The sequence below is a fragment of the Pseudomonas sp. AC239 genome (assembly GCF_979258545.1).
Genome location: NZ_OZ409864.1, coordinates 2351449 through 2375989 on the forward strand (window position 1 = coordinate 2351449; position 24541 = coordinate 2375989).

A 24541-nucleotide genomic window follows, 5' to 3' on the forward strand; every position below is an offset into this window, starting at 1 on the left:
CTTACATACGCTCCAGAGTTTCCAGACCCAACAGCTCCAGGCCTTGCTTGAGGGTGCGACCGGTCAGCGCGGCCAGACGCAGACGACTCTGCATCTGCGCCGGGGTTTCGGCGGCAAGGATCGGGCAGTTCTCGTAGAAGCTGGAGAACAGGCCGGCGACGTCGTACAGGTAGGTGCAGAGAATGTGCGGGGTGCCTTTTTCAGCGACGTTGTTCAACACTTCGCCGAACTGCGCCAGCTTCGCCGCCAGCTCTTGCTCGTGCGCCGCTTCGAGGACGATCTGGCCGTCGACTTCGCTGAAATCCTTGCCCAGTTTGCGGAACACACCAGCCACACGGGTGTAGGCGTACAGCAGGTATGGCGCGGTGTTGCCTTCGAAGTTGAGCATCAGGTCGAAGTTGAAGCTGTAGTCGCTGGTGCGATGCTTGGACAGGTCGGCGTATTTCACTGCGCCGATGCCGACGACCTTGGCGATGTTGCGCAACTCGTCTTCGGCCAGGGTCGGGTTCTTCTCTTTCACCAGGTTGTAGGCGCGTTCCTGGGCTTCGGTGAGCAGATCGATCAGCTTCACGGTGCCGCCGTCACGGGTCTTGAACGGACGGCCATCGGCGCCGTTCATGGTGCCGAAACCCATGTGCTCCATTTCCATCGGATGGGTGACGAAACCGGCCTTGCGCGCCACAGCGAAGACTTGCTGGAAGTGCAGGGCCTGACGCTGATCGACGAAGTACAGCGCACGATCAGCCTTGAGCTTGCCGCTGCGGTAGCGCACGGCGGCGAGGTCAGTGGTGGCGTACAGGTAACCGCCGTCGGCCTTGACGATGATCACCGGCAGCGGGTCGCCATCGGCGTTCTTGAACTCGTCGAGGAACACACACTGGGCGCCGTTGCTCTCGACCAGCATGCCGGCAGCCTTGAGATCGTTGACCACGTTGATCAGGTCGTCGTTGTAGGCGCTTTCGCCCATCACGTCGGCCATGGTCAGTTTGACGTTGAGCAGTTCGTAGATCTTCTGGCAGTGCGACAGCGAGATGTCCTTGAACCGGGTCCACAGCGCCAGGCATTCGGCATCGCCGGCCTGCAGCTTGACCACCAGGCCACGGGCGCGGTCGGCGAATTCTTCGGATTCGTCGAAACGCTGCTTGGCCGCGCGGTAGAAGTTTTCCAGATCGGACAGCTCGTCGCTGGTGATCGGGTTTTCCTGCAAATAAGCCATCAGCATGCCGAACTGAGTGCCCCAGTCGCCGACGTGGTTCTGGCGGATCACTTCGTCACCGAGGAACTCGAGTACGCGAGCCACACCGTCACCGATGATGGTCGAGCGCAAGTGGCCGACGTGCATCTCTTTGGCCAGGTTCGGTGCCGACAGGTCGACCACGGTGCGCTGCGCCGGGCCGGCCTTGCGTACGCCGACATGGGCATCGGCCAGCGCGGCGTCGAGACGCGCGGCCAGGGCCTGGGTGTTCTGGAAAAAATTGATGAAGCCCGGGCCGGCGATCTCGGCCTTGGTGACGTTCTCGTCGGCGGGCAGTGCGGCGATGATTTTCTCCGCCAGGTCGCGCGGCTTCATGCCGGCTGGCTTGGCCAGCATCATGGCGATGTTGCTGGCGAAGTCGCCGTGGGTCTTGTCGCGGGCGTTCTCCACCTGGATCGCCGGCGTCAGGCCTTCAGGCAACACACCTTCGTTGACGAGTTGGGTGAGGGCTTGCTGGATCAGCTGGCGAATGGTGTCTTTCATGGTCTTCTCTTTCGACCGCAAGCGCGGCGGGCGCATCGATGCGCGGGTGGAAAAACTGGGCATTATCCGTTGCGAAGACGGGCTTGCCAACCTTAGCAGGCAGGATGTGGATATGTGGTGACAAAAAGTCCGCTTTCGCGAGCAGGCTCGCTCCCACAAGGTTTTGCGCAGGACACACAAGGTATGTACGGCGCTGATCCACTGTGGGAGCGAGCCTGCTCGCGAAAGCGATCTTCAGCTCAATACAGATCCACCGGATCAACATCCAGCGACCAGCGCACCGCCCGCCCGCTCGGCATCTGCTCCAGCACCAGCATCCAGCTGGCCAGCAAGCGATGCAACGGTGCCCGCGCGGTCGCCTGCAACAACAGCTGCGCGCGATAACGTCCGGCGCGGCGCTCCATCGGTGCCGGCACCGGCCCGAGCAGCTCGATGCCACTCAGATTCAACTCGGCCAGCAGGCGTTCGGCCGCGCTGCACGCTTCATCGAGAAAACCTTCCGCCTGCCCCGGCTTGTGCGCTTCGGCGCGCAGCAGCGCCAGATGGGCAAACGGCGGCAACCCGGCCGCGCGGCGTTCGCTCAGGGCTTGTTCGGCGAAGGCGAAATAACCTTGCTCGGTCAGTTGCACCAACAAAGGATGGTCGGCGAGGTGCGTCTGGATGATCACCTTGCCCGGCTCCTCCGCCCTGCCGGCGCGCCCGGCGACCTGGACGATCAGTTGCGCCATGCGCTCGCTGGCGCGGAAGTCGCCGGAGAACAGGCCGCCGTCGGCATCCAGAATCGACACCAGCGTCACCCGCGGGAAATGGTGCCCCTTGGCCAACATCTGCGTGCCGACCAGAATGCACGGCTGACCTTTCTGGATCGTCGCAAACAACTGATTCATCGCGTCCTTGCGCGAGGTGCTGTCGCGATCGACGCGCAGTACCGGGTAATCCGGGAACAGAATCGCCAGACGCTCTTCGGCGCGTTCGGTACCGGCGCCGACCGGGCGCAGATCGACCTTGCTGCACTTCGGACACTGGCGTGGCGTGCGCTCGACGTTGCCGCAGTGGTGACAGCGCAACTCGCCGTAACGTTGATGCACGGTCATGCGCGCATCGCAGCGCGAGCACTCGGACATCCAGCCGCAATCGTGGCAGAGCAGGGTCGGGGCAAAGCCGCGACGGTTGAGGAACACCAGCACTTGCTGACCGTTGGCGAGGGTCTGGCCGATGGCTTGCTGCATCGGCCCGGAAATACCGCTGTCGAGCGGACGGCTTTTCACGTCCAGACGCAGGAAGCGCGGTTGCTTGGCGCCGCCAGCGCGTTCGTTCAGGCGTAACAGGCCGTAGCGCCCCGTGTAAGCGTTGTGCAGGCTCTCCAGCGACGGCGTGGCGGAGCCGAGCACGATCGGGATGTTTTCCTGCCGCGCGCGTACCAGCGCCAGATCGCGAGCGTGGTAGCGCAGACCTTCCTGCTGTTTATAGGAGCCGTCGTGTTCTTCATCGATGATGATCAGCCCGGGATTTTTCATCGGCGTGAACAGTGCCGAGCGGGTGCCGATAATAATGTCGGCCTCGCCATCGCGGGCGGCGAGCCAGGCTTCCAGGCGTTCGCGATCATTTACCGCCGAGTGCAGCAGGGCGATGCGCGCGTTGAAACGCTGTTCGAAGCGCGCCAGGGTTTGCGGGCCGAGGTTGATCTCCGGGATCAGCACCAAGGCCTGCTTGCCGGCTTCGAGGGTCTCGCGGATCAGTTGCAGATAGACTTCGGTCTTGCCGCTGCCGGTGACGCCGGCCAACAGGAAGGCGTGATAACTGTCGAAGCCGGCGCGAATCGCTTCATACGCGGCGCGCTGTTCACTGTTGAGCGGCAGCTCCGGTTGCGCCAGCCAGTGTTCATGGCGAACGCCGGGGGCGTGGCGACGGATTTCGACCTGCACCAGCCCCTTGGCCAGCAGCAGATCGAGGCTGTCCTTGCTCAGCATCAGTTTGCTCAGCAACTGATGCGCCACGCCGTGGGGATGCTGGGCCAGCGTGGTCAGCGCCTCGCGCTGGCGCGGCGCACGGGCGACCCGAGGGTCGTCAACGCTGGCGCCGGGGGCAATTGACCAGAAGCGTTCCTGCCGTGCCTCGGCCAGCTCGCCCTGACGCAGCAGCACCGGCAAGGCCCAGTTCAAGGTGTCGCCAAGGCTGTGCTGGTAATACTGCGCGGTCCACAGACACAGCTTGAACAGCGCTGGCGGCAGTGGCGAAGTCGTATCGAGCAGAGCCAGTGCCGGTTTGAGTTTTTCTGCCGGCACTTCGCTGGCATCGGTGACCTCGACCAGAATGCCGATCATCTCGCGCCGCCCGAACGGCACCCGCAGGCGCATGCCCGGCTGCAATTGCTCGCGCCGCACCCCGGCCGGCGCCCGGTAATCGAACAGGCGGCGCAGGGGCGAAGGCAGGGCAAGGCGCAGAATGGCGTCGGGCACGCGGGGGGATCTCTATAAACGCAAAAGAAGGGTTGAACGCAGATCAATTGTGGGAGCGAGCTTGCTTGCGAAGGCGGTGTATCAGGCGCTTGAACATTGACTGACACGACGCATTCGCGAGCAAGCTCGCTCCCACAGGGTAATGCGTTCAAGGCCGGGAGCCTAGCAGACGGTCGGTCTCGGTGACAGCTTGCGCGATTGAAAAGGTCTGGTAGAATCCGCGGCCTAATTACGTGCGGTATTCAACAATAGTGTTGGGTGGCGGCACGCTAGCCTGAGGAAGACACCATGAAAGCCGAAATCCATCCGAACTACCCGGAAATCGCTGTTACCTGCAGCTGCGGTAACAAGTTCGAAACTCGTTCGACCTACGGCAAAGCCCTGGCGATCGACGTTTGCAACGAATGCCACCCGTTCTACACCGGTAAGCAGAAGACTCTGGACACCGGCGGCCGTGTGCAGAAGTTCGCAGACCGTTTCGCTACTTTCGGCGTCGGCAAAAAAGCCTGAGGCTGATCATTTTGGAAGGTCGCTTCGACTTCTCCAGACTGATGAAAAAGGCGTCCCTTGCGGGCGCCTTTTTTGTGTCTGCGATTTGGCTGTCCACCGCCCAGGCCTTTTGTCCGGCACCCGCAGGGCTGACCAGCGTTTCCGTGCAGCGGGTGGTCGATGGCGACACCCTGCGCCTGAGTGATGGTCGCAGCGTGCGCATGATCGGCCTCAATACGCCAGAGCTGGGCAAGAAGGGCCGCAGCGACGAACCGTTCGCCGTGGCGGCGCGCAAACACCTGCAGGCGCTGGTCGATGACAGTGGCGGCCGCGTCGGTCTGCGGCCTGGCAAGCAGGCGAAAGACCATTACGGCCGTACGCTCGCGCATGTTTACAGCGTCAGCGGTGCCAGTCTCGAAGCGCAGATGCTTGCCGCTGGCCTGGGTTTTCAGGTTGCCGTGGCGCCGAACGTCGATCTGGTCGTCTGCCAGCAGGCCGCCGAACGCCGCGCGCGACAGGCCGGACTTGGTCTCTGGCGGCAATCCCCGGTAATCAAGGCTCAGCAGATTCAGCGTTCGGGTTTCGCCGTGGTCAGCGGTCGGGTGAGCAAGGTGCAGCGCAATCGCGGCGGAATCTGGATCGAGTTGCAGGACACGCTTGTATTGCGGGTTGCACCCAATCTGCTCGGACAATCCGACAGCGCCCGCTTGCAGGCGCTGAAGGGCAAGCAGGTCGAAGCACGTGGCTGGGTGGTTGACCGATCCCGGCGCGGTGGTCTGCAAAAAGGTCAGGCGCGCTGGTTGCTGCCGTTGACCGATCCTTCGATGCTGCAAGTATCGCGCTGAAGAAAAATTGTAGACATTTTTCTGATTGATTGTGAACAGTCCAGCCCTTGTGCGCCGTGGCTCTTGGCCCAAAGTCGTAGGGCAGGGCGCTTGACAGCAGTGACTGCCCAGTCTTGTGGGGACTTTGCGAGGCGCGTATCCTCGCTGACCAGTCTGTCCAACAGTAAAAAAGCGGAATGCCAAAATGTCTGATCTGAAAACTGCCGCTCTCGAATACCACGCCAATCCTCGTCCGGGGAAGCTGAGTGTCGAGCTCACCAAGGCCACTGCTACCGCCCGCGACCTGTCGCTGGCCTACAGCCCCGGCGTAGCTGAACCAGTGCGCGAGATCGCTCGCGATCCTGAACTGGCCTACAAATACACCGGCAAGGGCAACCTGGTGGCAGTCATTTCCGATGGCACCGCTATTCTGGGCCTGGGCAACCTCGGCCCACTGGCTTCCAAGCCTGTAATGGAAGGCAAAGGCGTGCTGTTCAAGCGCTTCGCCGGCATCGACGTATTCGACATCGAAGTCGATTCGGAAAGCCCGCAAGCCTTCATCGACACCGTCAAGCGCATCTCCATCACCTTCGGTGGCATCAACCTGGAAGACATCAAAGCGCCAGAGTGCTTTGAGATCGAACGCGCTCTGATCGAGCAGTGCGACATTCCGGTGTTCCACGATGACCAGCACGGCACCGCGATCGTGACCGCTGCGGGCATGATCAACGCCCTGGAAATCGCTGGCAAAACCCTGCCGGAAGCGAAGATTGTCTGCCTCGGCGCCGGTGCTGCCGCCATCTCCTGCATGAAACTGCTGGTGAGCATGGGCGCTCGCATCGAAAACATCTTCATGGTTGACCGTACCGGCGTGATTCACTCCGGCCGTGACGACCTGAACCAGTACAAAGCCGTATTCGCCCACGCTACCGACAAGCGCACCCTGGCTGACGCATTGGCAGGCGCTGACGTATTCGTCGGTCTGTCCGGTCCGAACCTGCTGAGCGCCGAAGGCCTGCTGTCGATGGCGGCCAATCCGATCGTGTTCGCCTGCTCGAACCCGGATCCGGAAATCTCCCCGGAACTGGCGCACGCCACCCGTAGCGACGTGATCATGGCCACCGGCCGTTCGGACTACCCGAACCAGGTCAACAACGTACTGGGCTTCCCGTTCATCTTCCGTGGCGCCCTGGACGTTCGCGCCAAGCGCATCAACGAAGAAATGAAAGTCGCCGCCGCCAACGCCCTGCGCGAACTGGCCAAACTGCCTGTTCCACAGGACGTGTGCGATGCCTACGGCGGTGCTCCGCTGGAATTCGGCCGTGAGTACATCATTCCGAAGCCAATGGACAAGCGCCTGATCACCCTGATCTCCGACGCCGTGGCCAAGGCCGCGATCGAGACCGGCGTGGCCACCCTGCCGTATCCGAAGAACTACCCGCTGAAAAGCGTGGATGACGTGTTCAACGGTTAAAAGCAGCCACCCATAAAAAAACCCAGCCTGGTGCTGGGTTTTTTTATGGGCTGCAAGCTGCAAGCTGCAAGCTGCAAGCTGCAAGCTGCAAGCTGCAAGCTGCAAGCTGCAAGCTACAAGCTACAAGCTACAAGCTACAAGCGTGCATCGTTCGCGCTTTTGCTTACCGCTTGTAGCTTGGCGCTTGCAGCTGCTCCCCTAGAACAGATCGATCGGCGCCTGTTCATCCGCCGGCAGCGGGCTGCCTGGCACGGTGCCGTTGCCCAGCTCGTTCACCGATGGCGGTGTGTCTTCAGTCTTGAACAGTTCGAAGTAGGCCCCCGGCGTGCTCGGCGTCGCGGCGCGGCCACTGACCGGATCCACCCGCAGGCTGAGCAAGCCTTCCGGCTCAGGCTGCACATGCGGCGGCTTGTCTTTCAGTGCGGCGGACATGTAATTCATCCAGATCGGCAGCGCCACGGTGCCGCCGAACTCACGGCGTCCGAGGCTTTCCGGTTGGTCGAAACCGGTCCACACCGTGGTCACGTAATCGGCGTTGTAGCCGGAGAACCACGCATCTTTCGATTCGTTGGTGGTACCGGTCTTGCCAGCGATGTCGCTGCGGCCCATGGCCAGTGCGCGACGGCCGGTACCGAGCTTGATCACGTCCTGCAGCATGCTGTTGAGGATGTAGGTGGTGCGTCCATCGACAATCCGCTCGGCTACGGCCGGCGCTTGCGGCACTGCCGGGTTGCCCGGCGCTTCACCGGCAACCGGGGCGGCATTGACCGTGAACGACTCGGTGGCCGGCGCAGCGATACCGTCGGTCGCCGAACCACCCTGTGGCACGGTCGGCGGATTGGCGACGAACAGCGTGTCGCCGTTACGACTTTCGATCTTGTCGATGATGTACGGGGTGATCTTGTAGCCGCCGTTGGCAAAGGTGCTCCAGCCGGTGGCGATTTCCATCGGCGTCAGCGTCGCGGTACCGAGTGCCAGCGACAGGTTCGGCGGCAGGTCCTGCTTGTTGAAACCGAAGCGGGTGATGTAGTCGATGGTCTTGCCCACGCCCATGGCTTGCAGCAAGCGGATCGACACCAGGTTGCGCGACTTGTACAGCGCTTCACGCAGGCGGATCGGGCCGAGGAAGGTATTGGTGTCGTTTTTCGGTCGCCAGACCTTGTCCAGGTATTCGTCGACGAACACGATCGGCGCATCGTTGACCAGGGTGGCGGCGGTGTAACCGTTATCCAGCGCGGCGCTGTAAACGAACGGTTTGAAGCTCGACCCCGGCTGACGCTTGGCCTGCAGAGCGCGGTTATAGTTGCTCTGCTCGAAGGCAAAACCGCCGACCAGCGAACGGATCGCGCCGTTCTGCGGATCCAGTGACACCAGCGCGCCTTGCGCCTGCGGAATCTGGCTGAATTTCAGCGAATTGTCTTTTTGGCGCTGCACGCGAATCAGATCACCGACCTGCGCGACATCCGACGGCTGACGCGGGTTGGCGCCCATGCTGTTGGTATTGAGGAACGGCCGCGCCCATTTCATCGTGTCCCAGGCAACGTGCTCTTCACCGGTGCGGGTCAACACTTGCAGGCCGGTTTTATCGACTTGGGTGACGATCGCAGGTTCCAGGCTGCTGATGGTGCGCTGCTTGGTCAGCTCGCTGGCCCAGGCTTCGCGAGTCTTGCCCGGCAGGCGCGACTCGGGGCCGCGGTAGCCGTGGCGCTGGTCGTAGGTCATCAAACCTTCGTGCAGCGCGGTGTTGGCCATTTCCTGCAGATTGCTCGGCACTGTGGTGGTGACGCGGAAGCCTTCGGTGTAGGCGTCGCTACCATAACGACCGACCATTTCGGCGCGGGCCATTTCGGCGATGTACGGTGCGTTCACTTCCGGCGTCGGCACGTGGTAGCTGGCGTTCAGCGGCTCGTTGATCGCCGCGGTGTAGTCGGCCTCGCTGATCTTGCCCAGCTTGTACATGCGCCCCAGGATCCAGTCGCGGCGTTCTTTACTGCGCGCCGGGTTGGCCAACGGGTTGAAACGCGACGGTGCTTTCGGCAGGCCGGCGATCATCGCCATCTGCGCCAGGCTGACGTCACGGATCGATTTGCCGTAATACACCTGCGCCGCCGCCTCGATGCCGTAGGCGCGGTTGCCCAGATAGATTTTGTTGACGTACAGCTCAAGGATCTCGTCCTTGGTCAGCTGCCGCTCGATCTGCAGGGCCAGGAGAATTTCTGTGGTTTTACGCGAGAAGCTGCGCTCGCTGGTGAGGAAGAAGTTCTTTGCCACCTGCATGGTGATGGTGCTGCCGCCGGACTGGATGTGTCCGCTTTTGACCAGTTGGGTCGCCGCGCGCATCAGGCTGCTCGGGTCGACGCCATAGTGATTGGCAAAATTGTCGTCTTCAGCACTTAGTAACGCATTAATGAAATTGGGCGGAATGTCGGCGAAACGGATCGGTGTACGGCGCATTTCGCCAAATTCTGCGATCAACTTGTTGTCGCTGCTGTAGACGCGCAGAGGAATCTGCAACTGAATGCTTCTCAGCGCCTCCACAGACGGCAAACCCGGACTAAGGTAAAGAAAGGCGCCGCTGAGACCTAAGAGCAGTCCGCAGAAAACGGCGACGATGGACCAACCGAAAAATTTCAGCAGACGAATCAAGGCTTTTGGACATCCAGGGCAAAGAATGAATTTGGCACGGGGCTGCGGTTACACACAGAGCCATCCGCGCGGGCAGTAAAAAGCGGAAAAAATCGCTGGGCATTATAAGCACTTTTCCGTCGGGGGCGTCATTGACGCTTCTGTCAAGACGGGGGTCAAGGAACGCAATGCGTATTACAGAGTCCGTAACTCACGGAAAGTCATAGGGAATTGGTAGTGCTGGGACTCTTCAATAAAAAGACCAATGCGTTACTGGGGATCGACATCAGCTCCACCTCGGTAAAGCTGCTGGAACTGAGCCGTCAGGGCGAGCGCTACCGGGTCGAGGCCTACGCGGTGGAGCCGTTGCCGGCGAACGCCGTGGTCGAAAAGAACATCGCCGAACTCGAGGGCGTCGGCCAGGCGCTGAGCCGGGTACTGGTCAAGGCGCGCACCGGGGTCAAGAGCGTGGCGGTGGCGGTGGCCGGTTCGGCGGTGATCACCAAGGTCATCGAGATGGACGCCGGGCTGTCCGACGACGAGCTGGAAAACCAGCTCAAGATCGAAGCCGACCAATACATTCCCTATCCGCTGGACGAAGTCGCCATCGACTTTGAAGTCCAGGGCGTGTCGCCGCGCAACCCGGAACGGGTCAACGTGCTGCTTGCCGCCTGTCGCAAGGAAAACGTCGAGGTTCGTGAAGCAGCGCTGGCGCTCGCCGGTCTGACTGCACGGGTGGTCGATGTCGAGGCCTACGCACTCGAGCGCTCGTTCGGCCTGCTGGCGACGCATCTGGCGGCCTCCCAGGAGCGCCTGACCGTGGCGGTGGTCGACATCGGCGCGACCATGACCACCCTCAGCGTCCTGCACAACGGCAAGATCATCTACACCCGCGAGCAACTGTTTGGCGGACGCCAGCTCACCGAAGAGATCCAGCGCCGCTATGGCCTCACGGTCGAGCAGGCGGGCCTGGCGAAAAAGCAGGGCGGCCTGCCGGATGATTACGTGAGTGAAGTCTTGCAGCCATTTCGTGAAGCGCTGGTGCAGCAGGTTTCGCGTTCGCTGCAATTCTTCTTCGCCTCCGGCCAATACAACGCGGTCGACCATATCCTGCTCGCCGGCGGCACGGCTTCGGTGCCCGGGCTCGATCGTCTGATCGAACAGCGTCTGAACACCCCGACCCAAGTGGCCAACCCGTTTGCCGACATGGCTTTGGGCAGCAAGGTCAACGCCGGCGCGCTGGCCAGTGACGCGCCAGCATTGATGATCGCCTGCGGGCTCGCGCTCAGGAGTTTCGACTGATGGCGCGGATCAACCTTCTACCCTGGCGCGAGGAGCGCCGCGAAGAGCGGCGCAAACGCTTCCTGCTGATCCTGATCGGCGTGCTCGCCGGCTCGATCGGCGCAGTGCTGATTGCCGATCAGATCATCAGCGCAGCGATCGAGCGGCAGATGGCGCGCAACGATTACATCGGCAAACAGATCGCCGTGGTCGACGAACGCATCAAGCAGATCAGTGAGCTCAAGGCGCGCCGCCAGCAACTGGTCGAGCGCATGCGCATCATTCAGGACCTGCAGGGCAACCGGCAGATCAGCGGGCGGATCTTCGATCAACTGGCGCGTACGTTGCCGGACGGTGTGTATTTCACCGATGTGAGAATGGCCGGCAAGACCCTGTCCATCAGTGGTGCGGCCGAGTCGAACAATCGGGTTTCCGAGCTGATGCGCAACCTTGATGCGTCCGACTGGTTCGACGCGCCGAGCCTGAATGAGGTCAAGGCCACCAGCGCCGATCAGGTCGAACAGGCCAATGTCTTTCAGTTGACCGTTCGTCAGACCCAGCCCAAGGTGCCGGAGGACGAGCAATGAAAGTCTCCGAGTGGCTGCAAAGCCTGCGCAATATCGATTTCAACGACCTCGACACCAGCAATATCGGCTCCTGGCCGCCAGCGGTGAAAACCCTGTGCGGTGCGCTGGTGATGGTGTTGATCCTCGCGCTTGGTTATTACTTCTTTATCAGCGACATGGAAAATCAGCTCGAGCTCAAGCGCGAAGAGGAAACCACTCTCAAGGAGCAGTTCGCCAGCAAGGCGCGGTTGTCGGCAAACCTTGAGCTGTACACCCAGCAGATGAAAGAAATGGAAAACACCTTCGGCGTGTTGCTGCGGCAATTGCCCAGCGACACCGAAGTCCCAGGCCTGCTTGAAGACATCACCCGCACAGGCTTGGGCAGCGGTCTGGAATTCGAAGAAATCAAGCTGTTGCCGGAAGTGATCCAGCCGTTCTACATCGAGCTGCCGATCCAGATCACCGTAACCGGTGCCTATCACGACCTTGCGACCTTCGTCAGCGGCGTCGCCGGCCTTCCGCGCATCGTCACCCTGCACGATTTCGAACTGGCGCCGGCCAACCCCGAAGGCGGGCCGAAGCTGCGCATGAGCATCCTCGCCAAGACGTATCGCTATAACGATAAGGGGCTGGAAAAATGACCCCGATTCGTTATTTCGTCCTGCCGATGCTGCTGGTCCTGAGCGGCTGCGGTGGCGGCGATGACTTCAGCGACCTCGACGCGTACCTCAACGAAGTGCGCCTGCGCCCGGCGGGCAAGATTGAACCAACGCCGACATTCCGGTCTTACCCCACATTCACTTACAGCGCCGCCAACTTGCGCAGTCCGTTTTCGCGGCAGGCGCGGGTCGATCTGGCCGGGCAGAAGCACGGCTCGCGCAACGTCAAACCCGACCCCAACCGGGTCAAGCAATACCTTGAAGGGTTCAATATCGAGCAGTTCGAAATGGTCGGCACGATTGCCAATGCCTCGGGCTCGTTTGCGCTGCTGCGCGGCGCGGGCGGAGTGCATCGCCTCAAGGTCGGCGACTACCTGGGCCGCAACGACGGCCGGATCGTCGCCATCAGCGCCACCCAGGTCGATGTCGTCGAGATCGTGCCCGACGGCGCCGGCGCCTGGCTGGAGCGGCCGCGCACCATTCCTTTGAAAGAGCACTCATAGTGGAAGTCGAACAATGAACAGGATTTTCTCCACCCTCGGTTTTTCGCTATGGATAGCGCTGGTGTCACCGATGGTAATGGCGGCCAGTCTGAAAGCGCTGGATGTCGCCGCGCTGCCGGGTGACCGCGTCGAACTGAAGCTGTCGTTCGACGGCCCGCCACCACAGCCCAAGGGCTACACAACCGAGTCACCGGCACGCATTGCACTGGATCTGCCGGGCGTGACCAGCCAGTTGGCCAACAGGAATCTTGATCTGGGCAGCGGCAACGCGCGCACGGCCACGGTAGCCGAAGCCAAGGATCGCACGCGGCTGATTGTCAGCCTGACGCAATTGGCGCCGTACAGCACGCGGGTCGAAGGCAATAATCTGTTCGTCGTGGTCGGCCAGGGCGCCTCGACGACTGCGCCGCGCCCGGCCGCCGTTGCACCGCGTGCCGCCACGGCCAGTGCGGCACCCACCAGATCTTCGCTGCCGCGCAGCCGGGCGATTCGCGGCGTCGATTTCCAGCGCGGCACCGAAGGCGAGGGCAACGTGGTCATCGACCTCTCTGATCCGACCATTGCCCCGGATATCCAAGAGCACGATGGCAAGATCATCCTCAGCTTCGCCCGCACGCATTTGCCGGAAAAACTGCGCGTGCGCCTCGACGTCAAGGACTTCGCGACCCCGGTGCAGTTCGTCAACGGAGCAGTTACCGGCGATCGCACGGTGATCAGCGTCGAGCCCAGCGGCACCTTCGACTATTCCACGTTCCAGACCGACAACAAGCTCACCGTGAGCGTTCGGCCGATGAGCGTCGACGACCTGCAAAAGCGCAACGCCGACCGTCAGGCCTATGTCGGCGACAAGCTCTCGCTGAATTTTCAGGACATCGACGTGCGCTCGGTGCTGCAACTGATCGCTGACTTCACCAATCTCAACCTCGTGGCAAGCGACACGGTGCAGGGCGGCATCACGTTGCGCCTGCAGAACGTGCCGTGGGACCAGGCACTGGATCTGGTGCTGAAAACCAAGGGCCTGGATAAACGCAAGATCGGTAACGTGCTGCTCGTCGCGCCGGCCGATGAAATCGCCGCCCGTGAGCGTCAGGAGCTGGAGTCGCAGAAGCAGATCGCCGAGCTGGCGCCATTGCGTCGCGAGCTGCTGCAGGTCAATTACGCGAAAGCGGCGGACATTGCCAAGCTGTTCCAGTCGGTGACCAGTGCCGAAGCCAAGGTCGACGAGCGCGGTTCGATTACCGTTGATGAGCGGACCAACAACATCATTGCCTACCAGACCCAGGATCGCCTCGACGAATTGCGGCGGATCGTCGCGCAACTGGATATTCCGGTGCGCCAGGTGATGATCGAGGCGCGCATCGTTGAGGCCAACGTCGATTATGACAAGAGCCTGGGCGTGCGCTGGGGCGGTTCGGTGCAGAACAAGGGCAACTGGAACGCCTCCGGGGTCAACGGTTCGTCGAGCACGATCGGCACGCCGGGCAGCACCGGCACCAACTCGCCGTTCGTCGACATGGGCACGGTCAACAACACTTCGGGGATCGGTATCGCTTTCATCACCGACAACGTGTTGCTGGATCTGGAACTGACGGCGATGGAAAAGACCGGCAACGGCGAAATCGTCTCGCAGCCGAAGGTGGTCACCTCGGACAAGGAAACCGCGAAAATCCTCAAAGGCACCGAAATTCCGTATCAGGAGGCCAGCTCCAGCGGCGCCACGTCGGTGTCGTTCAAGGAGGCCTCGCTGTCACTGGAAGTCACCCCGCAGATCACGCCCGACAACCGCATCATCATGGAGGTCAAGGTCACCAAGGATGAGCCCGACTACCTGAACAAAGTGCAGGATGTGCCGCCGATCAAGAAAAACGAGGTCAACGCCAAAGTGCTGGTGAATGACGGCGAGACCATCGTAATCGGCGGTGTTTTTTCAAATACTCAGAGCAAGGTTGTAGATAAGGTGCCATTTCTTGGCGATGTGCCGTATCTTGGCCGCCTTTTCCGGCGTGATGTGGTTTCGGAGAAAAAATCCGAGCTGCTGGTATTTCTCACTCCGCGTATCATGAATAACCAGGCGATTGCTGTGAGTCGTTGATTCTGTGCGAAATTTGATACTTGTAGGACCGATGGGTGCTGGCAAAAGCACCATCGGCCGATTGCTGGCCAAAGAGCTGCGCCTGCCGTTCAAGGATTCCGACAAGGAAATTGAGCTGCGCACGGGTGCCAATATCCCATGGATCTTCGACAAGGAAGGCGAGCCCGGCTTTCGTGACCGCGAGCAGGCGATGATCGCCGAGCTGTGCGCGTTCGATGGCGTGGTGCTGGCGACCGGCGGCGGCGCAGTGATGCGTGATGCCAATCGCAAGGCCCTGCATGAGGGCGGGCGCGTGGTGTATCTGCACGCCTCCGTCGAGCAGCAGGTCGGCCGCACTTCCCGCGATCGCAATCGGCCGCTGCTGCGCACCGCCGATCCGGCGAAAACTTTGCGTGACCTGCTCGAAATCCGTGATCCGCTTTATCGGGAAATCGCCGATCTGGTGGTGGAAACCGACGAGCGGCCGCCACGCATGGTGGTGCTCGACATTCTCGACCGCCTCGCGCAGTTGCCACCCCGTTAAAGCATCGTCCGAAATGCGCTATCCTCGGCGTCCTGTCAGCGTCCGCCGAGGGTGTGGCGGATGCCGGGCGAGCGACGTCATACCGCTACAGGCCGCAGAACACCAATAATTTCAGGGCAGGATGCCTGCTTCCATCTTCACTGTGGGGACACATGCAGACACTCAAGGTCGATCTAGGCGAGCGCAGCTACCCGATTCATATTGGCGAAGGTCTGTTGGATCAGCCGGAACTGCTGGCGCCGCATATCCACGGGCGGCAGGTGGCAATCATCTCCAACGAAACCGTCGCGCCGCTCTATCTCGAACGTCTGACCCGCAGCCTTGCGCAGTTCTCGGTGATCTCGGTGGTGTTGCCTGATGGCGAAGCCTTCAAGAACTGGGAAACCCTGCAACTGATTTTCGACGGTCTGTTGACCGCCCGTCATGACCGCCGCACCACCGTGATCGCCTTGGGCGGCGGGGTGATCGGCGACATGGCCGGTTTCGCGGCCGCCTGTTATCAGCGCGGTGTCGATTTCATCCAGATTCCTACCACGCTGTTGTCGCAGGTCGATTCGTCGGTCGGCGGCAAGACCGGCATCAACCATCCGCTGGGCAAGAACATGGTCGGCGCGTTCTATCAGCCGAACGTAGTGTTGATCGATACCGCATCGCTGAAAACCCTGCCGCAGCGCGAGTTGTCGGCGGGTCTGGCGGAGGTCATCAAGTACGGCCTGATCTGCGACGAGCCGTTCCTGACCTGGCTCGAGGAAAACGTCGACGCCCTGCGCGCGCTGGATCAGGCCGCGCTGAGCTATGCGATCGAGCGTTCCTGCGCGGCCAAGGCTGCGGTGGTCGGCGCCGATGAAAAGGAAACCGGCGTGCGCGCCACGCTCAATCTCGGCCATACCTTCGGCCACGCCATCGAAACCCACATGGGCTATGGTGTCTGGCTGCATGGCGAGGCGGTGGCGGCTGGTACCGTGATGGCGCTTGAAATGTCCGCGCGCCTGGGCTGGATCAGCGAGCAGGAGCGTGATCGCGGCATTCGTCTGTTCCAGCGGGCCGGTCTGCCGGTCATTCCGCCTGAAGAGATGAGCGAAGCCGATTTTCTCCAACACATGGCAATTGATAAAAAAGTGATCGACGGTCGTCTGCGCCTGGTGCTGCTGCGCCGGATGGGCGAAGCGGTAGTGACCGACGATTATCCGAAAGAGGTTCTACAGGCCACGCTGGGAGCGGATTACCGCGCCCTGGCTCAGCTTAAAGGTTAAAACGATTCCGATGACTAGTTTGCATGCCGACGAGGCGTTTCTCGGCCATTTCCAGTTAAGTCACGACCCGTTCGCGCCACGGGTGCCGGGCTTCAAATTCTTCCCGGCCCAGCGCAAGCCGGTGCTGGGTCAACTGCATCATCTGGCGCGTTACAGCCAGTTGCTGCTGGTTGTCACCGGTCCGCAGGGCAGCGGCAAGACCCTGCTGCGCCAGGCGCTGGTGGCCAGCACCAATAAACAATCGGTGCAGAGCGTGGTGGTTTCTGCCCGTGGCGCCGGGGATGCGGCCGGCGTGCTGCGCCAGGTGGCGCAAGCGCTGGATGTCGCGCAGGCCGAAGTCGGCGCGATTCTCGAGCAGGTAGTGCAACTCGGTCTGACCGGGCAGGAAGTCTATCTGCTGGTGGACGATGCCGAGCAGCTCGACGAGTCGGCGCTGGAAGCATTGATGGCGCTCGGCGCCGGCACGCCGGAAGGTCGTCCGCATGTGTTCCTGTTTGGCGAGTCTTCGCTGATCGCTCAGCTCGAGGCGTTGCAGCTCGAAGAAGAGCGTTTCCACGTCGTCGAATTGCAGCCGTACACCGAAGAAGAGACCCGCGAATATCTCGACCAGCGGCTGGAAGGCGCGGGCCGGGGTGTCGAACTTTTCACCGCAGATCAGATCTCTGATATTCACGAAAGCTCCGAGGGCTGGCCGGGCAACATCAACCAGGTCGCTCGCGATGCTCTGATCGAAGTCATGATTGCCAGCCGCTCCGCGGTCAAGCGTCCAAGTATGGGGTTCAACATGCCGAAGAAACACGTATTGGCGATTTCCGCCGTCGTTGTGGTCGCGGTTGCCGCCGCCTGGCTGATGCCGGGTCGCAGCAAGGCGCCGACCACCGGTGCTCCGGCCAATGAACAGGCGCAACTGCCATTGGGTCAGGGCGCCGCGAACGGCGCCAATCCATCCGTCGAGTTCGCTGGCAACACCCAGCCGATGCCGCTGCCTTTGGTCGGCAACTCGCAGCCGGTCATGCGTGGCCCGCTGGCCGAAGCCGCCGGTGGTATCACCGAAGGCGACGACGGCGTGCCGCTGGAAGGCTCCAGCGATACTCCGCCAACCGTAACCACCTCCGCGCCGCCTGCGGGCGTTCCGGCCGGTCCTGCGCCGACACCGGTTCCGACCCCTGCGGCCAAGCCGGCACCAACCCCGGCTCCGACGCAGATCGCCACGGCCAAGCCTGCTCCGGCCACGCCAGCGCCAGCTGCGAAACCGGCTCCTGCTCCGGCCAAGCCTGCCGACAAGCCCGTTACCGTGGCCAAGGCTGCCGGTGGCAGCTGGTACGCCGGTCAGCCGACCAGCAACTATGTCGTGCAGATCCTCGGCACCAGCTCGGAGACCGCCGCGCAGAACTTCGTCAAGGAGCAGGGCGGCGAGTACCGTTATTTCAAGAAAGTCCTCAACGGCAAGCCGCTTTACGTGATCACCTACGGCAACTTTGCCAATCGTGATGCGGCCGTTTCTGCCATCAAGGCCTTGCCAGCGAAGGTTCAGGCTGGTAAACCTTGGCCTCGCACTGTCGCCAGCGTCCAACAGGAACTGGCAACAACTCGCTGAAGATTCGGCGGCCTTACCCAGGCCGCCTCTCCCGGCACCTCAAAATCTCCACGAGTGCGCGCTTTCTGAAAAGATCGCGTGCCTTGTGGTGTCTGCGTCACAGTAGTTTTTGAGTCGTTGCGGTCAGAACTTAAAAAAGTTTTGACTAGCACAGCAGATCGCTTTAAACCTTTCACAAATGCGACATGAATTTGCGACAGTTCGTCGTCAAATTTGTGAGCCTCTGTGTCGCTGTGTACAATGACCACCCTTTTGCCCCCGCTAAGCCGGCGTACGTTCGGCGCGGAACGCAAGTGGTTGAATTGAAAAGAAATTTGCCTCGAATAGAGGCAGCCTGGTGAGAAAGTGTCTATGAAAGCAGGTCTGTACCAACCAGATGAATTCAAGGATAACTGCGGTTTCGGCCTGATTGCTCATATGCAGGGCGAGCCCAGTCATACCCTTTTGCAAACGGCCATCGAGGCCCTGACCTGCATGACCCACCGCGGTGGGATTAATGCCGACGGCAAGACCGGTGACGGTTGCGGTCTGCTGATTCAAAAACCCGACGCCTTCCTGCGAGCCATTGCCCAGGAAAGCTTCGGCGTCGAAATGCCCAAGCAATATGCCGTGGGCATGGTGTTCTTCAATCAGGATCCGGCCAAGGCCGAAGCCGCTCGCGAGAACATGAACCGCGAGATCCTTGCCGAAGGCCTGCAACTGATCGGCTGGCGCAAAGTGCCGATCGACACCAGCGTCCTCGGCCGTCTCGCCCTTGAGCGCCTGCCGCAGATCGAGCAGGTCTACATCGGCGGCGAAGGCCTGAGCGATCAGGACATGGCCGTGAAGCTGTTCAGCGCCCGTCGCCGTTCGTCGGTGGCCAACGCCGCTGACACCGACCACTACATCTGCAGCTTTTCGCACAAGACCATCATCTATAAAGGCCTGATGATGCCGGCCGACCTGGCCGCGTTTTATCCAGACCTGAGTGACGAGCGCCTGCAAACCGCGATCTGCGTGTTCCACCAGCGTTTCTCCACCAACACCCTGCCGAAATGGCCGCTGGCGCAGCCGTTCCGCTTCCTCGCCCACAACGGCGAAATCAACACCATCACCGGTAACCGCAACTGGGCACAGGCTCGTCGGACCAAGTTCACCAATGATCTGATGGATCTGGAAGAGCTCGGTCCGCTGGTCAATCGTGTCGGTTCCGACTCATCGAGCATGGACAACATGCTCGAACTGATGGTCACCGGTGGTATCGACCTGTTCCGTGGCGTGCGGATGATCATTCCGCCTGCGTGGCAGAACGTCGAAACCATGGACCCGGATCTGCGTGCGTTCTACGAGTACAACTCGATGCACATGGAGCCGTGGGACGGCCCGGCCGGCGTAGTAATGACCGACGGTCGTTACGCGGTGTGCCTGCTCGACCGTAATGGTCTGCGTCCGGCGCGCTGGGTGACCACCAAGAACGGTTTCATCACCCTCGCCTCGGAAATCGGCGTGTGGAACTACCAGCCCGAAGACGTGCTCGCCAAGGGCCGTGTCGGCCCGGGGCAGATCTTCGCCGTGGACACCGAAACCGGGCAGATCCTCGACACCGATGCGATCGACAACCGTTTGAAGTCCCGTCATCCGTACAAGCAATGGCTGCGCAAGAATGCCCTGCGCATTCAGGCGACCATGGAAGACAACGACCACGGTTCGGCTTTCTACGACGTCGATCAGCTCAAGCAATACATGAAGATGTATCAGGTCACGTTCGAAGAGCGTGATCAGGTGCTGCGTCCGCTCGGCGAGCAAGGATACGAAGCCGTGGGCTCGATGGGCGATGACACGCCGATGGCCGTGCTGTCCCAGCGTGTACGCACGCCGTACGACTATTTCCGCCAGCAGTTCGCGCAGGTGACCAACCCGCCGATCGACCCGCTGCGTGAAGCGATCGTGATGTCGCTGGAAATCTGCCTCGGTGCCGAGCGCAACATTTTCCAGGAGTCGCCGGAACACGCCTCGCGCGTGATCCTCAGCTCGCCAGTGATCTCGCCGGCCAAATGGCGCTCGCTGATGAACCTCGACCGTCCGGGTTTCGAACGGGCGATCATCGACCTCAACTACGACGAAAGCCTCGGCCTCGAAGCGGCGATCCGCAATGTTGCCGATCAGGCTGAAGAAGCTGTGCGCGCCGGGCGTACCCAGATCGTCCTGAGCGACCGTCATATCGCTCCGGGCAAGCTGCCGATCCACGCTTCGCTGGCGACCGGTGCAGTGCACCACCGCCTGACCGAAAAAGGTTTGCGTTGCGACTCCAACATCCTCGTTGAAACCGCGACCGCCCGTGACCCGCACCACTTCGCGGTGCTGATCGGTTTCGGCGCCTCGGCGGTGTATCCGTTCCTGGCCTACGAAGTATTGGGCGACCTGATCCGTACCGGTGAAGTGTTGGGCGACCTCTATGAGGTGTTCAAGAACTACCGCAAAGGCATCACCAAAGGCCTGCTGAAGATCCTGTCGAAGATGGGTATTTCGACCATCGCTTCGTACCGTGGTGCGCAGCTGTTCGAGGCCATCGGCCTGTCCGAAGAAGTCTGCGACCTGAGCTTCCGTGGTGTGCCGAGCCGGATCAAGGGCGCGCGTTTCGTCGACATCGAAGCCGAGCAGAAAGCCCTCGCCGTCGAAGCCTGGAGTCCGCGCAAGCCGATCCAGCAGGGCGGTCTGCTGAAGTTCGTCCACGGTGGCGAATATCACGCGTACAACCCGGACGTGGTCAACACTCTGCAAGCCGCTGTGCAGCAGGGCGACTACGCCAAGTTCAAGGAATACACGTCGCTGGTGGACAACCGTCCGGTGTCGATGATTCGCGACCTGTTCAAGGTCAAGACCCTCGACACGCCGCTGGACATCAGTGAAGTCGAGCCGCTGGAGTCGGTGCTCAAGCGCTTCGACTCCGCTGGCATCTCGCTGGGCGCACTGTCGCCGGAAGCTCACGAAGCCCTGGCCGAAGCCATGAACCGTCTCGGTGCGCGTTCCAACTCCGGCGAAGGTGGTGAAGATCCGGCACGTTACGGCACCATCAAGAGTTCGAAAATCAAGCAGGTTGCCACCGGCCGTTTCGGTGTGACTCCGGAATACCTGGTCAACGCCGAAGTGCTGCAGATCAAGGTCGCCCAGGGCGCCAAGCCGGGCGAGGGCGGGCAACTGCCGGGCGGCAAGGTCAACGGGCTGATCGCCAAGCTGCGTTACGCAGTGCCGGGCGTGACCCTGATTTCGCCACCGCCGCACCACGACATCTATTCAATCGAAGATTTGTCGCAGTTGATCTTTGACTTGAAGCAAGTCAACCCGCAGGCGCTGGTTTCGGTGAAGCTGGTAGCAGAAGCGGGCGTCGGCACCATCGCCGCCGGTGTGGCCAAGGCCTATGCGGACTTGATCACCATTTCCGGCTATGACGGTGGCACCGGTGCTTCGCCGCTGACCTCGATCAAATACGCTGGCGCGCCGTGGGAACTCGGCCTGGCTGAAACCCACCAGACCCTGCGCGGCAACGACCTGCGCGGCAAAGTCCGGGTCCAGACCGACGGCGGCCTGAAAACCGGCCTCGACGTGATTAAAGCGGCGATCCTCGGCGCCGAAAGCTTCGGCTTCGGTACCGCGCCAATGATCGCACTGGGCTGCAAATACCTGCGCATCTGCCATCTGAACAACTGCGCCACTGGTGTCGCGACGCAGAACGAGAAGCTGCGCAAGGATCACTACATCGGCACCGTCGACATGGTGGTGAATTTCTTCACCTACGTCGCCGAAGAAACCCGTGAGTGGTTGGCCAAGCTTGGCGTGCGCTCCCTCGAAGAGCTGATCGGTCGCACCGATCTGCTGGAAATCCTCGAAGGTCAGACCGCCAAACAACATCACCTGGACCTGACGCCGCTATTGGGCAGCGATCACATCCCGGCGGACAAACCGCAGTTCTGTGGCGTTGAGCGCAACCCGCCGTTCGACCAAGGTCTGCTCGCGGAGAAGATGGTCGAGCTGGCCTCGGCAGCGATCAACGACCTCAGCGGCGCCGAATTCGAGCTGGATATCTGCAACTGCGACCGTTCGATCGGCGCCCGGATCTCCGGCGAAATCGCGCGCAAGCACGGCAACCAGGGCATGGCCAAGGCGCCGATCACCTTCCGTTTCAAAGGCACGGCGGGGCAGAGCTTCGGCGTGTGGAACGCCGGCGGTCTGAACATGTACCTCGAAGGCGACGCCAACGACTATGTCGGCAAAGGCATGACCGGTGGCAAGCTGGTCATCGTGCCGCCGAAGGGTAGCGTTTATAAAACTCAGGAAAGCGCCATCATCGGCAACACCTGCCTGTACGGTGCCACTGGCGGCAAGCTGTTCGCCGCCGGTACCGCAGGCGAGCGTTTCGCCGTGCGTAACTCCGGTGCTCACACCGTCGTGGAAGGCACTGGTGATCACTGCTGCGAGTACATGACCGGTGGTTTCGTCTGCGTGCTGGGCAAGACCGGTTACAACTTCGGTTCTGGCATGACCGGTGGTTTCGCCTACGTGCTCGATCAGGACAACACCTTCGTTGACCGGGTCAATCACGAACTGGTGGAGATCCAGCGGATCAGCGGCGAGGCGATGGAAGCCTATCGCAGCCATCTGCAGAACGTGCTGAACGAGTACGTCGCCGAAACCGACAGCGAGTGGGGTCGTGAACTCGCCGAGAACCTCGACGATTACGTGCGTCGTTTCTGGCTGGTCAAACCGAAGGCAGCGAGTCTGAAATCTCTGCTCTCCAGTACTCGTGCGAGTCCGCAGTAACGACGCAGCTGCAAGCCACTAGCTTCAAGCGACAAGCTGAAGCTAGTACGCGTTGTACCGGACTAATGTGATTTTCTTGCAGCTTGAAGCTTGTAGCTTGGAGCTGTCGTGTAAGAGGTTTTAGTAATGGCTGAACGTCTGAATAACGACTTCCAGTTCATCGATGTCGGGCGCAAGGATCCGAAGAAGAAACTGTTGCGTCAACGCAAGAAAGAGTTCGTCGAAATCTACGAACCGTTCAAACCCCAGCAGTCGGCCGACCAGGCCCACCGCTGCCTGGGTTGCGGCAACCCGTATTGCGAATGGAAGTGCCCGGTGCACAACTTCATTCCCAACTGGCTGAAACTGGTGGCCGAGGGCAACATCCTCCAGGCCGCCGAGCTGTCGCACCAGACCAACACCCTGCCGGAAGTCTGCGGCCGGGTGTGCCCGCAGGATCGTCTGTGCGAAGGTGCCTGCACCCTCAACGACGGCTTCGGCGCGGTGACCATCGGTTCGGTCGAGAAGTACATCACCGACACTGCGTTCGCCATGGGCTGGCGCCCGGACATGTCCAAGGTCAAGCCGACCGGTAAACGCGTGGCGATCATCGGCGCAGGCCCGGCGGGTCTGGGTTGTGCCGACGTGCTGGTGCGTGGCGGCGTAACTCCGGTGGTGTTCGACAAGAACCCGGAAATCGGCGGCTTGCTGACCTTCGGCATCCCCGAGTTCAAGCTTGAGAAGACCGTGCTGAGCAATCGTCGCGAAGTCTTCACCGGCATGGGCATCGAGTTCCGCCTCAACACCGAAGTCGGTAAAGACGTGACCATGGAACAACTGCTCGCCGAATACGACGCGGTGTTCATGGGCATGGGCACCTACACCTACATGAAGGGCGGTTTTGCCGGTGAGGACCTGCCGGGCGTTTATGACGCGCTGGATTTCCTCATCGCCAACGTCAATCGCAACCTGGGCTTTGAAAAGTCGCCAGAAGATTTCGTCGACATGAAAGGCAAGAAGGTCGTGGTACTCGGCGGCGGCGACACGGCGATGGACTGCAACCGCACCTCGATCCGTCAGGGCGCCAAGTCGGTGACCTGCGCTTATCGTCGTGACGAAGCGAACATGCCCGGCTCGCGCAAAGAGGTGAAGAACGCCAAGGAAGAAGGCGTGAAATTCCTCTACAACCGCCAGCCGATCGCCATCGTCGGTGAAGACAAGGTCGAAGGCGTGAAAGTGGTCGAGACCCGTCTCGGCGAACCTGATGCCCGTGGCCGTCGCAGCCCCGAGCCGATCCCGGGTTCCGAAGAGATCATCCCGGCCGACGCCGTGGTCATCGCTTTCGGCTTCCGCCCGAGCCCGGCGCCGTGGTTCGAACAGTTCGAGATCCAGACCGACAGCCAGGGCCGCGTTGTTGCGCCTGAGCAAGGTCAGTACAAGCACCAGACCAGCAACCCGAAAATCTTCGCCGGTGGCGACATGGTGCGCGGTTCTGACCTGGTGGTGACGGCGATCTTCGAAGGGCGCAATGCGGCTGAAGGGATCCTCGATTATCTGGGCGTCTGACGACGCCAGCGGCAAGCTTCAAGTTTCAAGCGGCAAGCTACAAAGCAATCCTGCTTTTAACTTGCCGCTTGTAGCTTGCTGCTTGCCGCTGTCTTTTGAGACCATGCCCGCACTTT

At 61.3% G+C, this 24541-nt stretch carries 17 protein-coding genes; 14 read left to right on the forward strand and 3 right to left on the reverse strand.

Translation table 11 applies throughout. The annotated features are described in order from the left end of the window. Position 1: 1 nt before the first annotated feature. Positions 2–1738 (reverse strand): arginine--tRNA ligase, encoded by a 1737-nt coding sequence (gene argS / locus ACZ0AZ_RS10845; RefSeq protein ID WP_129998267.1) that lies wholly within the window; start codon positions 1736–1738, stop codon positions 2–4. Between argS and ACZ0AZ_RS10850 the strand changes: the two genes are divergently transcribed. Beyond that, positions 1737–1859 carry a hypothetical protein gene (locus ACZ0AZ_RS10850; RefSeq protein WP_016772057.1) on the forward strand — a complete coding sequence of 41 codons (123 nt, stop codon included), beginning with the start codon at positions 1737–1739 and terminating at the stop codon, positions 1857–1859. The two genes, argS and ACZ0AZ_RS10850, sit on opposite strands and share 2 nt — an antisense overlap. Positions 1860–1977: 118 nt before the next feature. On the opposite strand, the gene ACZ0AZ_RS10855 is transcribed toward ACZ0AZ_RS10850, so the two are convergent. Then, a complete protein-coding gene (locus tag ACZ0AZ_RS10855) occupies positions 1978–4197 on the reverse strand; it encodes a primosomal protein N' (protein WP_463537353.1) in 2220 nt (739 codons plus the stop codon). A 288-nt stretch (positions 4198–4485) separates the two neighbouring features. Between ACZ0AZ_RS10855 and rpmE the strand changes: the two genes are divergently transcribed. The 3 genes from rpmE (at position 4486) to ACZ0AZ_RS10870 (ending at position 6984) form a co-directional block, all read left to right on the forward strand. After that, positions 4486–4707, forward strand: a complete 222-nt coding sequence (gene rpmE / locus ACZ0AZ_RS10860) for a 50S ribosomal protein L31 (protein ID WP_016772055.1) — start codon at positions 4486–4488, stop codon at positions 4705–4707. Between the two features lie 41 nt (positions 4708–4748). After that, the gene (locus tag ACZ0AZ_RS10865; RefSeq protein WP_129998403.1) at positions 4749–5531 is read left to right on the forward strand and encodes a thermonuclease family protein; all 783 of its coding nucleotides are present in this window, start codon (positions 4749–4751) and stop codon (positions 5529–5531) included. Positions 5532–5715: 184 nt separating this feature from the next. Beyond that, positions 5716–6984, forward strand: coding sequence for a malic enzyme-like NAD(P)-binding protein (locus ACZ0AZ_RS10870; RefSeq protein WP_129998265.1), 1269 nt, complete (start codon positions 5716–5718; stop codon positions 6982–6984). Positions 6985–7182: 198 nt separating this feature from the next. On the opposite strand, the gene ACZ0AZ_RS10875 is transcribed toward ACZ0AZ_RS10870, so the two are convergent. Next, a complete protein-coding gene (locus ACZ0AZ_RS10875; protein ID WP_372339874.1) occupies positions 7183–9627 on the reverse strand; it encodes a penicillin-binding protein 1A in 2445 nt (814 codons plus the stop codon). A 219-nt stretch (positions 9628–9846) separates the two neighbouring features. Here ACZ0AZ_RS10875 and ACZ0AZ_RS10880 point away from each other — a divergent pair, with 219 nt between their 5' ends. From ACZ0AZ_RS10880 to ACZ0AZ_RS10925, 10 genes are all read left to right on the forward strand, one after another. Beyond that, positions 9847–10911, forward strand: a complete 1065-nt coding sequence (locus ACZ0AZ_RS10880; protein WP_039756675.1) for a pilus assembly protein PilM — start codon at positions 9847–9849, stop codon at positions 10909–10911. Continuing rightward, complete coding sequence (locus tag ACZ0AZ_RS10885) at positions 10911–11477, forward strand: PilN domain-containing protein (protein ID WP_463537354.1); 567 nt, start codon at positions 10911–10913, stop codon at positions 11475–11477. The genes ACZ0AZ_RS10880 and ACZ0AZ_RS10885 overlap by 1 nt, the downstream gene beginning before the upstream one ends. After that, the gene (gene pilO, locus ACZ0AZ_RS10890) at positions 11474–12097 is read left to right on the forward strand and encodes a type 4a pilus biogenesis protein PilO (RefSeq protein WP_463537355.1); all 624 of its coding nucleotides are present in this window, start codon (positions 11474–11476) and stop codon (positions 12095–12097) included. Before ACZ0AZ_RS10885 ends, pilO begins: the two co-directional genes overlap by 4 nt. After that, positions 12094–12618, forward strand: a complete 525-nt coding sequence (locus ACZ0AZ_RS10895; RefSeq protein ID WP_310404132.1) for a pilus assembly protein PilP — start codon at positions 12094–12096, stop codon at positions 12616–12618. The genes pilO and ACZ0AZ_RS10895 overlap by 4 nt, the downstream gene beginning before the upstream one ends. A gap of 13 nt (positions 12619–12631) precedes the next feature. Continuing rightward, positions 12632–14710, forward strand: coding sequence for a type IV pilus secretin PilQ (gene pilQ / locus ACZ0AZ_RS10900; RefSeq protein ID WP_463537356.1), 2079 nt, complete (start codon positions 12632–12634; stop codon positions 14708–14710). A 4-nt stretch (positions 14711–14714) separates the two neighbouring features. Beyond that, entirely contained in the window at positions 14715–15233 is a 519-nt protein-coding gene (gene aroK / locus ACZ0AZ_RS10905) for a shikimate kinase AroK (protein ID WP_024011270.1), read from the forward strand. A 152-nt stretch (positions 15234–15385) separates the two neighbouring features. Beyond that, complete coding sequence (gene aroB, locus ACZ0AZ_RS10910; protein ID WP_463537357.1) at positions 15386–16486, forward strand: 3-dehydroquinate synthase; 1101 nt, start codon at positions 15386–15388, stop codon at positions 16484–16486. 10 nt (positions 16487–16496) lie between these two features. After that, positions 16497–18083 (forward strand): AAA family ATPase, encoded by a 1587-nt coding sequence (locus tag ACZ0AZ_RS10915; RefSeq protein WP_463537358.1) that lies wholly within the window; start codon positions 16497–16499, stop codon positions 18081–18083. A 351-nt stretch (positions 18084–18434) separates the two neighbouring features. Then, on the forward strand, positions 18435–22880 hold the full coding sequence (gene gltB, locus ACZ0AZ_RS10920; protein WP_463537359.1) for a glutamate synthase large subunit: 4446 nt from the start codon (positions 18435–18437) through the stop codon (positions 22878–22880). Between the two features lie 126 nt (positions 22881–23006). Further along, on the forward strand, positions 23007–24425 hold the full coding sequence (locus ACZ0AZ_RS10925) for an FAD-dependent oxidoreductase (protein WP_007909438.1): 1419 nt from the start codon (positions 23007–23009) through the stop codon (positions 24423–24425). Positions 24426–24541 lie beyond the last annotated feature (116 nt).

Bases quoted from the DNA above. Each gene is read 5' to 3' on its own strand.
- ACZ0AZ_RS10850 (WP_016772057.1), top strand. From the start codon at position 1,737: ATGGTCTTCTCTTTCGACCGCAAGCGCGGCGGGCGCATCGATGCGCGG.
- argS (WP_129998267.1), bottom strand. From the start codon at position 1,738: ATGAAAGACACCATTCGCCAGCTGATCCAGCAAGCCCTCACCCAACTC.
- rpmE (WP_016772055.1), top strand. From the start codon at position 4,486: ATGAAAGCCGAAATCCATCCGAACTACCCGGAAATCGCTGTTACCTGC.
- ACZ0AZ_RS10865 (WP_129998403.1), top strand. From the start codon at position 4,749: ATGAAAAAGGCGTCCCTTGCGGGCGCCTTTTTTGTGTCTGCGATTTGG.
- ACZ0AZ_RS10870 (WP_129998265.1), top strand. From the start codon at position 5,716: ATGTCTGATCTGAAAACTGCCGCTCTCGAATACCACGCCAATCCTCGT.
- ACZ0AZ_RS10885 (WP_463537354.1), top strand. From the start codon at position 10,911: ATGGCGCGGATCAACCTTCTACCCTGGCGCGAGGAGCGCCGCGAAGAG.
- pilO (WP_463537355.1), top strand. From the start codon at position 11,474: ATGAAAGTCTCCGAGTGGCTGCAAAGCCTGCGCAATATCGATTTCAAC.
- ACZ0AZ_RS10895 (WP_310404132.1), top strand. From the start codon at position 12,094: ATGACCCCGATTCGTTATTTCGTCCTGCCGATGCTGCTGGTCCTGAGC.
- pilQ (WP_463537356.1), top strand. From the start codon at position 12,632: ATGAACAGGATTTTCTCCACCCTCGGTTTTTCGCTATGGATAGCGCTG.
- aroB (WP_463537357.1), top strand. From the start codon at position 15,386: ATGCAGACACTCAAGGTCGATCTAGGCGAGCGCAGCTACCCGATTCAT.
- ACZ0AZ_RS10915 (WP_463537358.1), top strand. From the start codon at position 16,497: ATGACTAGTTTGCATGCCGACGAGGCGTTTCTCGGCCATTTCCAGTTA.
- gltB (WP_463537359.1), top strand. From the start codon at position 18,435: ATGAAAGCAGGTCTGTACCAACCAGATGAATTCAAGGATAACTGCGGT.
- ACZ0AZ_RS10925 (WP_007909438.1), top strand. From the start codon at position 23,007: ATGGCTGAACGTCTGAATAACGACTTCCAGTTCATCGATGTCGGGCGC.